This is a genomic window from Cellulosimicrobium sp. MI9406, assembly GCF_040595865.1.
In the GTDB taxonomy this organism is placed as follows: Bacteria; Actinomycetota; Actinomycetes; order Actinomycetales; family Cellulomonadaceae; genus Cellulosimicrobium; species Cellulosimicrobium funkei.
Genome location: NZ_JALIZI010000002.1, coordinates 574,357 through 587,897, shown reverse-complemented (window position 1 = coordinate 587,897; position 13,541 = coordinate 574,357). Strand labels below are relative to the sequence as shown.

Below are 13,541 nucleotides of genomic sequence, written 5' to 3'. Positions count from 1 at the left end.
GGCCCGCGCACGCCCAGGGGCGGGGGCACAGCGAACGGGACGCGCACGGCCCTCGCTCCACGCGGCGAGGCAGTGCGAGCCGGCTAGTTCGACGTAACCGTCCGCGACAACCTCACGCCCGCCGAGGCAGAGGCGCCGGCGTCCGCGGAGCCCGCGAAGAAGCCGGCGCGCCGCTCGCGCCGCGCCACCTCGAAGCCCGCCGAGGCGGCACCGGAGGCGACCGCCGCGGCCGACAGCACGGCCGCGCCCGAGGCCCCGGCCGCTCCCGCGTCGTCGGCGTCGGCCGGCGGCCCGGCGTCGCCCGCCGCGACAGGAGCGGGGACCAGCACCCCGCGCCTCGCGACGACCGCCCTGCTCTTCCAGGCGCCCGACCCGGCTGCGGCGCCGCGCCGTCCGCGTCGCGCGCAGAGCCCGGCCGGGCCGCCGCGCCACGTCGAGCCCGCCGCCTCGGCACCCACGACGACGGAGCCGGTCGCCACGACGGAGCCGGTCGCGACGACGGAGCCGACGGCGACGCCCGAGCCCGCCACCGGGACCCGCGGCCGTCGCGGACGGAGGGCCTCGGCGCCCGCGTCCCGCGCGGCCGAGTCGCGTACGTCCGAGTCGCAGACGGCTGAGCCGTCGACCCCCGTCGAGGAGCCCGCCGCCGCCGAGCTCGTCCTCACGGGCGAGGACGCGGCCGCGGTCGAGGAGATCGAGGCCATCGAGTCCGAGCTCGTCGCCGAGGGCGTCGAGGTGCCCGAGGACGCGTTCGGGCCGGAGGACTTCGTCGAGCTCGACGAGGCGGAGGAGCCCGACGAGCAGCCCGCGGCCGACGAGGCCGACACCGACTCCGGCCCGCGCCGCCGTCGCCGCCGTGGTGGCCGCGGACGTCGCGGTCGTCCGGACGGGGGACGTGACCAGGACCGCGAGCAGGACCGCGACCAGGACGAGGACGACGCCACGCCGTCGGCGCAGGACGACGAGCCGGCCGACGCGGCGGCGCCGGCCGACGCCGAGGAGACCGACCACGAGCCCGGGGACGAGCAGGGCGAGGACGAGGCGGGCGGCAGCCGTCGCCGTCGCCGTCGTCGCCGCGGGAGCCGGGGCGAAGGCGAGACGACCACGACGCGCTCCCGCCCGCGCGAGCGCAGCCTGGCCGACGAGGTCACCGCGCTCAAGGGCTCCACGCGGCTCGAGGCCAAGCGCCAGCGCCGCCGCGAGGGCCGCGACGCGGGTCGTCGTCGCCAGATCATCACCGAGGCGGAGTTCCTCGCGCGCCGCGAGTCGGTCGAGCGGTCGATGGTCGTGCGCGAGCGCGGCGGCCGCACGCAGATCGCCGTGCTCGAGGACGGCGTGCTCGTCGAGCACTACGTCTCCCAGCAGTCGCAGGCGTCGATGGCCGGCAACGTGTACCTGGGCCGCGTCCAGAACGTGCTGCCCAGCATGGAGGCCGCGTTCATCGACGTCGGCAAGGGCCGCAACGCCGTCCTGTACGCGGGCGAGGTGAACTGGGACGCGGCCGGGCTCGAGGGCCAGCCGCGCCGCATCGAGCAGGCGCTCAAGTCGGGCGACTCCGTGCTCGTGCAGGTCACCAAGGACCCGATCGGGCACAAGGGCGCACGCCTCACGTCGCAGATCACGCTCGCGGGCCGCTACCTCGTGTTCGTCCCCGGCGGCGGCATGACCGGCATCAGCCGCAAGCTCCCCGACACCGAGCGCAACCGCCTGAAGAAGATCCTCAAGGAGGTCGTGCCCGACGGCGCGGGCGTCATCGTGCGCACCGCCGCCGAGGGCGCGAGCGAGGAGGAGCTGCGTGCCGACGTCGAGCGCCTGCGCGGCCAGTGGGAGGCCATCGAGAAGAAGTCGAAGACCGCGTCGGCACCCGCCCTGCTCCAGGGCGAGCCGGACCTCGCGATCCGCGTCGTCCGCGACATCTTCAACGACGACTTCAGCTCGCTCGTCGTCGAGGGCGACGGGGCGTGGTCGGAGATCTCGACGTACGTCGAGGAGCTCGCGCCCGACCTGCGCGAGCGCGTCTCGAAGTGGACGGGCACGCAGGACGTCTTCACGGTGCACCGCGTCGACGAGCAGCTCGCCAAGGGCATGGACCGCAAGGTCTGGCTGCCCTCGGGCGGGTCGCTGGTCATCGACCGCACCGAGGCGATGACCGTCGTCGACGTCAACACCGGCAAGTTCACGGGCTCGGGCGGCACGCTCGAGGAGACGGTGACGCGCAACAACCTGGAGGCGGCCGAGGAGATCGTCCGCCAGCTCCGGCTGCGCGACATCGGCGGCATCATCGTCATCGACTTCATCGACATGGTGCTCGAGTCGAACCGCGACCTCGTGCTGCGCCGCCTCGTCGAGTGCTTGGGCCGGGACCGGACCAAGCACCAGGTCGCGGAGGTCACGTCGCTGGGCCTCGTCCAGATGACGCGCAAGCGCGTGGGCCAGGGCCTCGTCGAGGCGTTCAGCGAGACGTGCGAGCACTGCCACGGGCGCGGGTTCATCGTGCACACCGACCCGATCGAGAAGTCGGGCGGCAACCGCGGCGGCCACGACCACGGCAACCACGGCAACGGCAACGGGAACGCCGGGGGCAACGGGGGTGGCGCCGCCGCCGAGGAGCCCGCCGAGGGCGGCCGCTCGCGGTCGCGCCGCAAGCGCGGTTCCGGCTCGGGCGCCTCGGCGCCGAAGGACACCGGGATCACCCTCCCGCAGCCCGCCGTCCCGGTCCTGCCGGAGGTCACGTCGGAGGCGCGGGCCGCGGTCAAGGCCACGCTCGCGACGATCGCGGCGGCCGCGGCGCACGCCCACGAGCACGACGGCGCCGAAGCACCGGCGGACGGCTCGGCGCCCACGGCGGGCGACGACAGCGGGTCGGAGCTCACCGAGAGCTGAGCGGTGCGGCAGGGGCGGGGGTCTGCGGACCCTCGCCCCTGCCGCGTCCCCGGGCGGTCTTCGTGCACGTCACCCGCACCTGGCATCATGCGCGCATGGGTTACGACCTCTCGGGCCGCCTCGTCGTCGGCGTCGCCTCGTCCGCACTGTTCGACCTCACCGAGTCCGACCGCGTGTTCCGCACGCAGGGGGAGGCGGCGTACCGCGACTTCCAGGAGCGCCACCGCGACGACGCGCTGGCCCCCGGCGTCGCCTTCGGGTTCGTGCGCCGCCTGCTCGCGCTCAACGACCTCGCGCCCTCCGCCGACGACCCGCTCGTCGAGGTCATCGTCATGTCCCGCAACTCCCCGGAGACCGGCCTGCGCGTCATGCGCTCCGTGCGGCACCACGACCTCGACATCACGCGCGCCGTCTTCCGCCAGGGGCGCAGCCCGCACGAGTTCATCCTTCCCCTGCACGTGGACCTCTTCCTCTCGGCCGACGAGCGCTCGGTGCGCGACGCCGTCGACCTGGGCCTGCCCGCGGGGTACGTGCTCGACCCGACGTTCGCCGACGAGGAGGGCGACGAGCTGCGCATCGCGTTCGACTTCGACGGCGTCCTCGCCGACGACTCCTCGGAGCGTCGCTACCAGGACGGCGGCCTGGCGTCGTTCCGCGAGCACGAGGTGCTCAACGCCGACGTGCCGCTCGGCCGGGGGCCGCTGCGCGAGCTCCTCGTCGGCATCCACCGCGTGCAGGTCGTCGAGCGCGAGCGGCACGCGACCGATCCGTCCTACCGGCCGCGCGTGCACGTCTCGCTCGTCACGGCCCGTTCGGCCCCGGCGCACGAGCGCGCGGTCGCGACGCTCTCCTCGTGGGGCGTGACGGTCGACGACGCGTTCTTCCTCGGGGGCGTGGACAAGGGCGGCGTGCTCGAGGTGCTGCGGCCGCACATCTTCTTCGACGACCAGCGCGCCGTGGTCGAGGCGGCGCGCCGGGTCGCGCCGTCGGTCCACGTGCCGTACGGCGAGCTGAACCGCGGCGTCCTGCCGGCCGACCCGGCCCTCGACGCACGGTCGACGCGCGCGGCCGACGTCGCGGCGCCCGCGCCCGGTCGCCGCGAGGCGGCCACCCCGCCCGCGCCCGGCGCGTCGGCGGAGCGCGACGCGGACGACGAGCGGCCGGCCCACGACCCGGCGGGGGAGCGGCCGACGCCCGACCCGACGGCCGAGCGCACCGCGGAGGTCGGCCGTGCGGCGGGCACCGGGACGCGCGAGCTTCCGCTCGTCCGGTCCGTCCCGGGGATCGGCGGGCCGGGGCTCGCCGGGATCGCGGCGGGGGTGCCGACGGCCGAGCCGACGCCCGCGCCCGAGGGGGAGAGGTCGGCACCCGCTCCCGACGCCCGGGCCGACGCCGCCTCCCCGGCGGCGCCCGGCGACGAGCATGCCGACGCACCGACCGACGCGGCGAGCCCTGCCCCGTCCGGCACGACGCTCCTCAGCCGCCGGGACGCGCGGCCCGGCGCCCCCGACCGCGTCTCCGTCCTCGGCCCCGCCGGGGAGCCGAAGCCGCTGCCCGTCCGGCCGTCGTCGAACGGCGGCGCGCGCCACCACTGAGCCGGTGGTTCACTGCTCGCATGAGCGACGCGGCACGCCCGGGCGCCCCCGGGACCGTTCCCGGGGGCGCTGACGCAGGGCCCCCGGCGGCCCGCTCCGGCGGGCGCGTCGAGGTCGTGTGCGGCCCGATGTTCGCGGGCAAGACGGAGGAGCTCCTGCGCCGGGTCCGGCGCGCGGAGGTCGCCGGGCGGCGCGTCGAGGTGGTCGGGCACGTCCTCGACACCCGGCGCGGGACCGGCACGGTGAGCTCGCACTCGGGTCTCGCGATCCCCTCGCGCACCGCCCGCGACGCGCACGACCTCGAGCGGATCGTCCGCGCCGCCGGGCCGCTCGACCTCGTCGCCGTCGACGAGGCGCACTTCTTCGGGCCGGAGCTCGTCGACGTCGTCCAGCGGCTCGCCGACGACGGGCTCGTCGTGGTCGTCGCCGGGCTCGACGTCACGTTCGACGCGCGGCCCTTCGAACCCCTGCCCACGCTCGCGGCGCTCGCCGAGCGCGTCGACAAGCTCACGGCGGTGTGCGCGGTGTGCGGCGAGGACGCCGCGTTCCACGTGCGCGCCGTCCGGGAGCCGGAGCCCGACGGCGGCGGGGCGGGCGACCCGCTCGCGCCGGTCGCCGCGCACGTGGGCGGCGCCGAGAGCTACGAGGCGCGCTGCCGGGTGCACCTGCCGGGAGCCCCGTGGCGCCGTCAGGACGGCGGCGCGGCCGGTTCCGCCGGGTCCTCGACGAGCGGGACGAACGAGTAGGACCCGTGCTCGCTCACCCGCACCCCGTCCGGGGCGTCGGGGTCGCGCACGACGACGAGCATCGTGTGCCGCACGGGGACGACCAGGCGCCCGCCGGGCACCTGCTGGTCGACGAGGGCGCGGGGGAGGGCGTCGGCGGCGGCCGAGACGAGCACCCGGTCGTACTGCTCGCCCGGCGTGCCGAGGACGCCGGGCCTCGCGAGGACAAGGTGTGCCCACGGCGCGCGCACCGCGGCGAGGTTGGCCGCGCCCCACGCGGCGAGGTCGGCGTGGCGCTCGATACCCAGCACGCGCCCGGTCGGTCCGACGAGCCGGGCGAGCAGCGCCGTCGTCCAGCCCGACCCGGCGCCGACGTCGAGCACCCGGGCGCCCGGGACGACGTCGAGCAGGCGCAGCATCGCGGCGACCGTCGACGGCTGCGAGCTGGTCTGGCCGTGGCCGATGGCGAGCGGCCGGTCCTGCGCGGCCCAGCGCCGCTGCGCGCGGGGGAGGAAGCCGCGGCGGTCGACCGTGCGCATCGCCGCGGCGACGGCGTCGTCCCGGCGCTCGGCGTCGGGCGGGTCCGCGGGGCGCATGCGACCACCTCCACGGCCAGCGTAGCCACGACGGCGGACGCCGCGCCCCCGGGTGGGCCGCGCAGGGTCTTGAGCGGGAGGCGCCCCGGTGGCGCGGCCGCGGGGACGGCGGGATGCTCGACGGGTGCGCGGGCGCATCGGTGCGCCCGCCCTGGACCGGGGAGCCGGCATGAGCGGAACGGTGGCACGGATCACGCACATCAGCGCGCGGTCGGACACGAGCTTCGAGGACGCCGTGCGGATCGGCGTCGAGCGCGCCGCGAGCACGCTGCGCAACGTCTCGGGCGCGTGGGTCAAGGAGCAGAAGGTCGACGTGGCCGACGGCCGCATCACGGCCTGGCAGGTCGTGCTGGAGGTCACGTTCGTCCTCGAGTAGGGTCGGCCGGCGGCCTCGTCGCACGGAGGCGCCGCCGTCCGCGGTCCTCGGTGCGACGCCTGCTACGCGCCCCGGAGCGGTCGCCCGCGCCGGGGTCCGTGCGCGCCATTTGACCAGGACGCCCTGCGGTCCGTAATCTTGGACGTCGGCGCGCCCAGGCGCGCCGGTCCCGTGTGCCCACGGACGACTCGCACTCGCACGCCGCGGCGTGGTCGGAGTCTCCAAGACGAACTCGCCGTGACGAGCACGCCAAGACTAGGAGAGATGAGCAGCAACGTGGTGTACGCGATCGTCAAGGCCGGTGGCCGTCAGGAGAAGGTTTCCGTCGGCGACATCGTCGTGGTGGACCGGGTGTCCGCCAAGGCCGGTGAGTCCCTCGAGCTGCCCGCTCTCCTGCTGGTGGACGGGGAGAAGGTGACCACCGACGCGGCGAAGCTCGCGAAGGTCAAGGTCACCGCCGAGGTCGTGCGGGACGAGAAGGGTCCGAAGATCACGATCCTGCGGTACAAGAACAAGACCGGTTACCGCCGTCGCCAGGGTCACCGTCAGCAGCTGACCCGCCTCAAGGTCACCGGCATCAAGTGATCTCGCCCGGCGCGAGCTAGCGGCCCCGAGCCGCGCCGCGCCGACGGCACCCTCCCTCAGCAGACCAGCACGAAAGCAGGTTCGTCATGGCACACAAGAAGGGCGCGAGCTCCTCGCGCAACGGTCGCGACTCCAACGCCCAGCGCCTCGGCGTGAAGCGCTTCGGCGGGCAGGTCGTCAAGTCGGGCGAGATCATCGTCCGCCAGCGCGGCACCCACTTCCACCCCGGTGAGAACGTCGGCCGCGGCAAGGACGACACGCTGTTCGCCCTGGCCGCCGGCGCGGTCCAGTTCGGCACCCGTCGCGGCCGCAAGGTCGTCGACATCGTCTCCGCCGAGGGCTGAGCGACAGCCACAGAGGCTTCGAGCAGGAGGGGCGCACCGACGCGGTGCGCCCCTCCTGCCGTTTCCGGCGCCCGTCCCCACGGGCGGCACCACCCGCCGCGACCGCGGCACCGCACGACCCACCTCTGAGAGGATCCCTCCATGGCCAGCTTCGTCGACCGTGTCGTCCTGCACGTCTCCGGCGGCGACGGGGGGAACGGGTGCGCCTCGGTCCGGCGCGAGAAGTTCAAGCCGCTCGCCGGCCCCGACGGCGGCAACGGCGGTGACGGCGGCACCGTCCGCCTCGTCGTCGACTCCCAGACCACGACGCTCCTCGAGTACCACCACTCGCCGCACCGCCACGCGACGTCGGGCACCCAGGGCATGGGCGACGACCGCGACGGCGCCAACGGCGAGGACCTCGTCCTGCGCGTCCCGGACGGCACGGTCGTCAAGTCGCCCGACGGCACGGTGCTCGCCGACCTCGTCGGCGAGGGCGCCGAGTACGTCGTGGCCGAGGGCGGCCGGGGCGGTCTCGGCAACGCGGCGCTCTCGTCCCCGCGCCGCAAGGCGCCGGGCTTCGCCCTGCTCGGCGAGCCGGGCGAGGAGCGGGACGTCGTCCTCGAGCTGAAGACCATCGCGGACGTCGCGCTCGTCGGGTACCCGAGCGCGGGCAAGTCGTCGCTCGTCGCCGCCATCTCCGCGGCGCGGCCCAAGATCGCCGACTACCCGTTCACGACGCTCGTGCCCAACCTGGGCGTCGTGCAGGCCGGGTCGGCGCGCTTCACCGTCGCGGACGTCCCTGGCCTCATCCCGGGCGCGAGCGAGGGCAAGGGCCTCGGCCTGGAGTTCCTGCGCCACATCGAGCGCACCGCGGTGATCGTGCACGTGCTCGACTGCGCGACGCTCGAGCCCGGCCGGGACCCGATCAGCGACCTCGACGTCATCGAGGCCGAGCTCGCGGCCTACGCGCAGGACCTCGAGATCGAGGGCGGGCGGGTGCCGCTCACCGAGCGTCCGCGCCTCGTCGTCCTCAACAAGATCGACGTCCCTGAGGCTCGCGACCTGGCCGAGCTCGTCAAGCCCGACCTCGAGGCTCGCGGCCTGCGGGTGTTCGAGATCTCGACCGCGAGCCACGAGGGCCTGCGCCCGCTGACGTACGCGCTCGCCGAGCTCGTGGAGAAGGCGCGCGCCGAGGCGCCCGCCCCCGAGCCGACGCGCGTCGTGCTGCGGCCGCGCGCGGTCGACGAGGCCGGGTTCACGGTCAAGCGCAAGGGCGGGGCGACCGACTACTGGTTCGAGGTGCGCGGCGCCAAGCCGGAGCGCTGGGTCCGCCAGACGGACTTCTCCAACGACGAGGCCGTGGGCTACCTCGCGGACCGCCTCGCGCGTCTGGGCGTCGAGGACAAGCTGTTCGAGGCGGGCGCCGTCGCGGGCGACGAGGTGCGCATCGGCACCGACGTCAACGCGGTCGTCTTCGACTGGGAGCCGACGCTCATGTCGGGCTCCGAGCTGCTCGGCGGCCCGCGCGGCTCCGACAACCGCCTCGACGAGAGCCTGCGCCCGACCCGCTCGGAGAAGCGGCGCGAGCACCACGAGCGCATGGACGCCAAGGCGGAGGCGCGGCGCGAGCTGTGGACCGAGCGCCAGGCCGGCACCTGGACGGACCCCGAGTCCGACTGACCTGGAGTCCGACCGACCCGGAGTCGTCCGCGCCGACGAGGGCCCGGTTCCCCGTGGGGGACCGGGCCCTCGGCCGTGCCCAGGTCGTCCTCGGCGCGGCCCGGGAGCGGGTCGGTCCCGGGCGCAGGCGTCCTGGTCCGTGAAATCGTGCGCGGCGGCGGCCCTCCGGCGGCGATGATGGGCGCGTGAACGCGCTGTCCTCCCGCTCCGAGATCGCCTCCGCCCGCCGCGTGGTCGTGAAGATCGGCTCGTCGTCGCTCACGGGCGCCGACGGCCACCTCGACCTCGCGGCCCTGCGGGCGCTCGTCGACGTCCTCGCGGCCCGACGCGCGGACGGCGGCCAGGTCGTGCTGGTCACGTCCGGCGCCATCGCCGCCGGGATCGGCCCCCTCGGCCTCGCGACCCGACCGCGCGACCTCGCGACGGCGCAGGCCGCGGCGTCGGTCGGGCAGGGCATGCTCGTCGCCCGGTACGCCGAGGCGTTCGCGGCGCACGGGCTGCGCGTCGGGCAGGTGCTCCTCACCGCGGAGGACACGGTGCGTCGCGGGCACTACCGCAACGCCCAGCGCTCGCTCGAGCGCCTGCTCGACCTCGGCGTCGTGCCCGTCGTCAACGAGAACGACGCCGTCGCGACCGACGAGATCCGCTTCGGCGACAACGACCGTCTCGCCGCGCTCGTCTCCCACCTCGTGCGGGCCGACGCCATGGTCCTGCTCACGGACGTCGACGGCCTGTACGACGGCCCGCCGTCGCGCCCGGGCACGCGGCGGATCGCCGAGGTGCGCTCGCCGGCCGACGTCGAGGGCGTCGAGGTGACGGGACGGGGGAGCGCGGTCGGCACGGGCGGCATGCTCACCAAGCTCGAGTCGGTCTCCATCGCGACCGGCACGGGCATCCCCGTGGTGCTCACCAAGGCGCAGCACGCCGCCGCGGCGCTCGCCGGCGAGCCGATCGGGACCTGGTTCGCCGCGACGGGCAGGCGGACGACGCGCCGTCGGCTCTGGCTCGCGCACGCGGCGCGCACGCGCGGCCGCCTCGTGCTCGACGACGGCGCGGTGCGGGCCGTGCAGGGCGGGCGCGCCTCGCTGCTGCCCGCCGGGGTCACTGCGGTCGAGGGCGAGTTCGACGCCGGCGACCCGGTCGAGCTCGTGGCGTCCGACGGGCGCGTGGTCGCCCGGGGTCTGGTCGCGTTCGAGTCACGCGACATCCCGGACCTCCTCGGCCGGTCGACCACGGAGCTGCGGGCCGAGCTCGGCGAGGGCTACGACCGCGAGGTCGTGCACCGCGACGACCTCGTCCTCGTGCGGCGGCGCGCGCGCTGACCGCGGGCCGGACGACGCTCCCGGCGCGACGGCCGCCGACGTAGGCTCGGACCATGACCACCACCGAGGACGCGCCCGTCGTCGCGGGCGCCGCCGAGCCCGGGACCGCCGGTCCCGCCGCAGCCGCGACCGACGCTCCGACCGACGTCGCGGCGGCCGTCGAGAGCGTCGCGCGCCGCGCCAAGGTCGCGTCGCGCACCCTCGCGACCGCGACCCGCGCCACGAAGGACGCCGCGCTCCTCGCGCTCGCCGACGCGCTCGTCGCGGCGACCGACGCGATCGTGGCCGCGAACGCCGTCGACCTGGAGCGTGAGCGCGCGAACGGCATGAGCGAGGGGCTGCTCGACCGGCTCGCGCTCGACGCGCCGCGCGTCGCCGCGATCGCCGACGCGCTGCGCGCGCTCGCGGGCCTGCCCGACCCGGTGGGGGAGGTCGTGCGCGGCTCGACCCTGCCGAACGGCCTGCGCCTGCGCCAGCTGCGCGTGCCCATGGGCGTCGTCGGCATGATCTACGAGGCGCGCCCCAACGTGACGGTCGACGCCGCGGGCCTCGCGCTCAAGAGCGGCAACGCGGTGATCCTGCGCGGCGGGTCCGCGGCGGCGAGCTCCAACGAGGTGATCGTCGGCGTGCTGGCCCGTGCGCTCGAGGCGCAGGGGCTGCCCGGCGACCTCGTGCAGTCGATCGACCGGCACGGGCGCCCGGGCGCCGTCGCGCTCATGCACGCGCGGGGTCTCGTCGACGTCCTCGTCCCGCGCGGCGGGGCGGACCTCATCCGCACCGTCGTGCGCGAGTCGACCGTCCCCGTCATCGAGACCGGGGTCGGCAACGTCCACGTGTACGTCGACGCGAACGCGGACCGGGCCATGGCGCTCGAGATCCTCCTCAACGCCAAGACGCAGCGCGTGGGCGTCTGCAACGCCGCGGAGACGCTCCTCGTCCACGCGGACGCCGCACCCGAGTTCCTCCCCGCCGCGCTCGCCGCGCTCACCGAGGCGGGCGTCGTCGTGCACGGCGACGACCGCACGGCCGGCCTCGCGCCCGCGGGCACCGACGTGCTCGCAGCGACGGACGAGGACTGGGCGACCGAGTACCTCGCGCCCGAGATCGCCGTGCGCGTCGTCGACGACCTCGACGCCGCCATCGAGCACGTGCGGACCTGGACGTCGGGCCACACCGAGGCCATCGTCACGCGCGACCTCGCGGCGTCCGAGCGCTTCGTCGCCGAGCTCGACTCCGCCGCCATCATGGTCAACGCCTCGACCCGCTTCACCGACGGCGGCCAGTTCGGCCTCGGGGCGGAGATCGGCATCTCGACCCAGAAGCTCCACGCGCGCGGCCCCATGGGCCTCGCGGAGCTCACGACGACGAAGTGGGTCGTGCACGGGGACGGCCACGTCCGCCCCTGACGCACGGCCCCCGGCGGGTACCTGATACCCGCCGGACGAGGTCCCCGGACGGTCGTGAGAGACTGGTCGGCGACCGGCGCCCGTCCGGTCCGCCGTCGGGCCGGTCCCGGCGGGCGTACCGTTCCATCGCACCACCCCGGCCCGCGGCACGTGCCCGTCCGGCCCGGGGACGACCTTCGAGGAGGACGTCGTGATCTCTGCCGTCGTGCTGGCCGCCGAGGAAGGCGCCGAGGCCGCGTCGCACCTGCCCATCCCGCCGCTCGCGTACGGGCTGCTCGGGTTCGGCGGGCTCGTGGCCCTGCTGCTCGTGACCTACGCGTTCCGCAGCGTCGGCACGCGGCACTGACCCGCCCCGGACGACGGAAGCGCCCGCGACCGATGACGCGTCGATGAGCCCGCGCCGGCCCCGCCTGGGGGTGATGGGTGGCACGTTCGACCCCATCCACCACGGCCACCTGGTCGCCGCGAGCGAGGCCGCGGCGCGGTTCGACCTCGACGAGGTCGTCTTCGTCCCCACGGGCAAGCCGTCGTTCAAGCAGCACCAGACCGTCAGCCCGGCCGAGCACCGCTACCTCATGACCGTCATCGCGACCGCGTCGAACCCGCGGTTCACGGTGAGCCGTGTGGACGTGGACCGGCCCGGGCTGACCTACACGGTCGACACGCTGCGCGACCTGCGGGCCGCGCGACCGGACGCCGAGCTGTTCTTCATCACGGGTGCGGACGCCGTCGAGCAGATCCTCACCTGGAAGGATGCCGACGAGCTCTGGAAGATGGCACACTTCGTGGCTGTCTCCCGCCCGGGTCACCAGCTGAGCGTCGAGGGCCTGCCTCCGGGCGTGGTCACGACGCTCGAGGTCCCCGCCCTCGCGATCTCGTCGACGGACTGCCGTCGGCGCGCGGAGGCCGGGCAGCCGGTGTGGTACCTGGTTCCGGACGGCGTGGTCCAGTACATCGCCAAGCACGGTTTGTATCGAGGTCAGCACGATGAGTGACAACGGCAGCAACATGCAGCCCGTCCGCCCGCTCACCCGGCGCGAGATGCGCGAGCGCGAGCAGGCGGCCGCCGCCGAGCGGTCCGCGCAGAGCGCCGCGCCCCCGCCTGCGCCGGCACCGGGTGCGGGCGGCTGGCAGCAGCCGGCGCGCCCGGCCGCGCCGTCCGGCCCGCCGCCGTCGCGCCGCACCCTGCGCGAGACGACCGGCCCGGCCGAGCACCCGGCACAGCCGTCGGTCGTGCGACCCCCGGCCGCCTCGGGCGGCATGCGCGGCCTGGACGAGACCGGCCGCCTCACGCCGGTCCAGGAGACGGCCGAGCGCGTCGCGATCCGCCCCCCGGCCCCGACGCCCGTCGTGCCCACGCGCACGTCCTCGCGTCCGCCCGCCGCGGCCCCGCGCCCCCCGGTGCCCGGCGCGTCCGGCCCCGTGCGCCCCGCGACGCCGTCGGCTCCGGTCGGCGGTCTCGCCGCCGGCTCGGGCCCCGCGCGTCCCGAGGCGACGCAGCCGCCGCGCCTCTCGGCGTTCGCGGCCCCGCCCACCAGCACTGCCCCGCCCGGCACGCCCGCGCCGGCACCGGCGACCTCCCCCTGGGCGGGGACGCGCGCGCCCGCTCCCGAGCGCGCGCCCGCCCCGGCACCGCCCACCGAGGCGGGTGGCGCGGCCCTGCCGTGGTCCGCGATCACGGCAGGCTCCGCGCCCGAGCCTGCGAGCGCGGACCGCGAGCAGTCGTCGCCCTTCGGCGGCGTGCGGGAGTCCGCACCTGCTCCAGCCGGCGGTTCGGACGAGCTCTTCCCCCGCGTGCGCGGTCGTGCCGCCGAGCCCGAGGAGTCGGACGACGACGACCTCGAGGACGAGCGGCGGGGCCCGTCGTACACGTGGCTGCACTACCTGATCCTCGTCGCCGTCGCGTTCGTCCTCGGCCTGCTCGTCTGGACGCTCGTGTCCCGCGACGACCCGGGCCTGGCCGTGGAGGACGCGAGCGCCTCGGCCGCCGCCGTGCGGACGTGGGACGACCCCGGCACCCTCGACACCGGCCGCTGACCGGCCGCAC

Annotated in this window: 14 protein-coding genes; 12 read left to right on the top strand and 2 right to left on the bottom strand. The window is 76.0% G+C overall.

Features of this window, described 5'->3' with window-relative positions; genetic code table 11:
* Positions 1–83: 83 nt before the first annotated feature.
* Complete coding sequence (locus tag MT994_RS05690) at positions 84–704, bottom strand: hypothetical protein (protein WP_354805466.1); 621 nt, start codon at positions 702–704, stop codon at positions 84–86.
* Positions 705–735: 31 nt separating this feature from the next.
* Between MT994_RS05690 and MT994_RS05685 the strand changes: the two genes are divergently transcribed.
* From MT994_RS05685 to MT994_RS05675, 3 genes are all read left to right on the top strand, one after another.
* The gene (locus tag MT994_RS05685; protein ID WP_354805465.1) at positions 736–2,883 is read left to right on the top strand and encodes an Rne/Rng family ribonuclease; all 2,148 of its coding nucleotides are present in this window, start codon (positions 736–738) and stop codon (positions 2,881–2,883) included.
* Between the two features lie 95 nt (positions 2,884–2,978).
* The gene (locus MT994_RS05680) at positions 2,979–4,478 is read left to right on the top strand and encodes a 5'-nucleotidase (RefSeq protein WP_354805463.1); all 1,500 of its coding nucleotides are present in this window, start codon (positions 2,979–2,981) and stop codon (positions 4,476–4,478) included.
* A gap of 20 nt (positions 4,479–4,498) precedes the next feature.
* Entirely contained in the window at positions 4,499–5,224 is a 726-nt protein-coding gene (locus MT994_RS05675) for a thymidine kinase (protein ID WP_354805462.1), read from the top strand.
* Here MT994_RS05675 and MT994_RS05670 read toward each other — a convergent pair.
* Positions 5,167–5,799 carry a protein-L-isoaspartate carboxylmethyltransferase gene (locus MT994_RS05670; protein ID WP_354805461.1) on the bottom strand — a complete coding sequence of 211 codons (633 nt, stop codon included), beginning with the start codon at positions 5,797–5,799 and terminating at the stop codon, positions 5,167–5,169. The two genes, MT994_RS05675 and MT994_RS05670, sit on opposite strands and share 58 nt — an antisense overlap.
* A gap of 169 nt (positions 5,800–5,968) precedes the next feature.
* Here MT994_RS05670 and MT994_RS05665 point away from each other — a divergent pair, with 169 nt between their 5' ends.
* The 9 genes from MT994_RS05665 to MT994_RS05625 all read left to right on the top strand — a co-directional run bounded on the left by MT994_RS05665 (position 5,969) and on the right by MT994_RS05625 (position 13,531).
* Positions 5,969–6,175 carry a dodecin family protein gene (locus MT994_RS05665; RefSeq protein WP_021482381.1) on the top strand — a complete coding sequence of 69 codons (207 nt, stop codon included), beginning with the start codon at positions 5,969–5,971 and terminating at the stop codon, positions 6,173–6,175.
* Between the two features lie 276 nt (positions 6,176–6,451).
* Positions 6,452–6,760, top strand: a complete 309-nt coding sequence (gene rplU / locus MT994_RS05660; RefSeq protein ID WP_198285668.1) for a 50S ribosomal protein L21 — start codon at positions 6,452–6,454, stop codon at positions 6,758–6,760.
* An 86-nt stretch (positions 6,761–6,846) separates the two neighbouring features.
* Positions 6,847–7,104 (top strand): 50S ribosomal protein L27, encoded by a 258-nt coding sequence (gene rpmA, locus MT994_RS05655; RefSeq protein WP_021482383.1) that lies wholly within the window; start codon positions 6,847–6,849, stop codon positions 7,102–7,104.
* 141 nt (positions 7,105–7,245) lie between these two features.
* Positions 7,246–8,766 carry a GTPase ObgE gene (gene obgE / locus MT994_RS05650; RefSeq protein ID WP_061266785.1) on the top strand — a complete coding sequence of 507 codons (1,521 nt, stop codon included), beginning with the start codon at positions 7,246–7,248 and terminating at the stop codon, positions 8,764–8,766.
* 194 nt (positions 8,767–8,960) lie between these two features.
* The gene (gene proB, locus MT994_RS05645) at positions 8,961–10,088 is read left to right on the top strand and encodes a glutamate 5-kinase (protein ID WP_354805484.1); all 1,128 of its coding nucleotides are present in this window, start codon (positions 8,961–8,963) and stop codon (positions 10,086–10,088) included.
* A gap of 53 nt (positions 10,089–10,141) precedes the next feature.
* Positions 10,142–11,494, top strand: a complete 1,353-nt coding sequence (locus MT994_RS05640) for a glutamate-5-semialdehyde dehydrogenase (RefSeq protein ID WP_354805460.1) — start codon at positions 10,142–10,144, stop codon at positions 11,492–11,494.
* 190 nt (positions 11,495–11,684) lie between these two features.
* On the top strand, positions 11,685–11,840 hold the full coding sequence (locus MT994_RS05635) for a hypothetical protein (RefSeq protein WP_021483496.1): 156 nt from the start codon (positions 11,685–11,687) through the stop codon (positions 11,838–11,840).
* 43 nt (positions 11,841–11,883) lie between these two features.
* Positions 11,884–12,489: a nicotinate-nucleotide adenylyltransferase gene (gene nadD, locus MT994_RS05630; protein WP_031316993.1), complete on the top strand. Its 606-nt coding sequence runs from the start codon at positions 11,884–11,886 to the stop codon at positions 12,487–12,489.
* On the top strand, positions 12,482–13,531 hold the full coding sequence (locus tag MT994_RS05625; protein ID WP_354805459.1) for a hypothetical protein: 1,050 nt from the start codon (positions 12,482–12,484) through the stop codon (positions 13,529–13,531). The genes nadD and MT994_RS05625 overlap by 8 nt, the downstream gene beginning before the upstream one ends.
* Positions 13,532–13,541 lie beyond the last annotated feature (10 nt).

Excerpts from the sequence above, each read along its gene's own strand:
- MT994_RS05690 (WP_354805466.1), bottom strand. The coding sequence starts at position 704 with ATGGCCTCGATCTCCTCGACCGCGGCCGCGTCCTCGCCCGTGAGGACG.
- MT994_RS05625 (WP_354805459.1), top strand. The coding sequence starts at position 12,482 with ATGAGTGACAACGGCAGCAACATGCAGCCCGTCCGCCCGCTCACCCGG.
- obgE (WP_061266785.1), top strand. The coding sequence starts at position 7,246 with ATGGCCAGCTTCGTCGACCGTGTCGTCCTGCACGTCTCCGGCGGCGAC.
- MT994_RS05640 (WP_354805460.1), top strand. The coding sequence starts at position 10,142 with ATGACCACCACCGAGGACGCGCCCGTCGTCGCGGGCGCCGCCGAGCCC.
- MT994_RS05665 (WP_021482381.1), top strand. The coding sequence starts at position 5,969 with ATGAGCGGAACGGTGGCACGGATCACGCACATCAGCGCGCGGTCGGAC.
- rpmA (WP_021482383.1), top strand. The coding sequence starts at position 6,847 with ATGGCACACAAGAAGGGCGCGAGCTCCTCGCGCAACGGTCGCGACTCC.
- nadD (WP_031316993.1), top strand. The coding sequence starts at position 11,884 with ATGAGCCCGCGCCGGCCCCGCCTGGGGGTGATGGGTGGCACGTTCGAC.
- MT994_RS05675 (WP_354805462.1), top strand. The coding sequence starts at position 4,499 with ATGAGCGACGCGGCACGCCCGGGCGCCCCCGGGACCGTTCCCGGGGGC.
- MT994_RS05670 (WP_354805461.1), bottom strand. The coding sequence starts at position 5,799 with ATGCGCCCCGCGGACCCGCCCGACGCCGAGCGCCGGGACGACGCCGTC.
- MT994_RS05680 (WP_354805463.1), top strand. The coding sequence starts at position 2,979 with ATGGGTTACGACCTCTCGGGCCGCCTCGTCGTCGGCGTCGCCTCGTCC.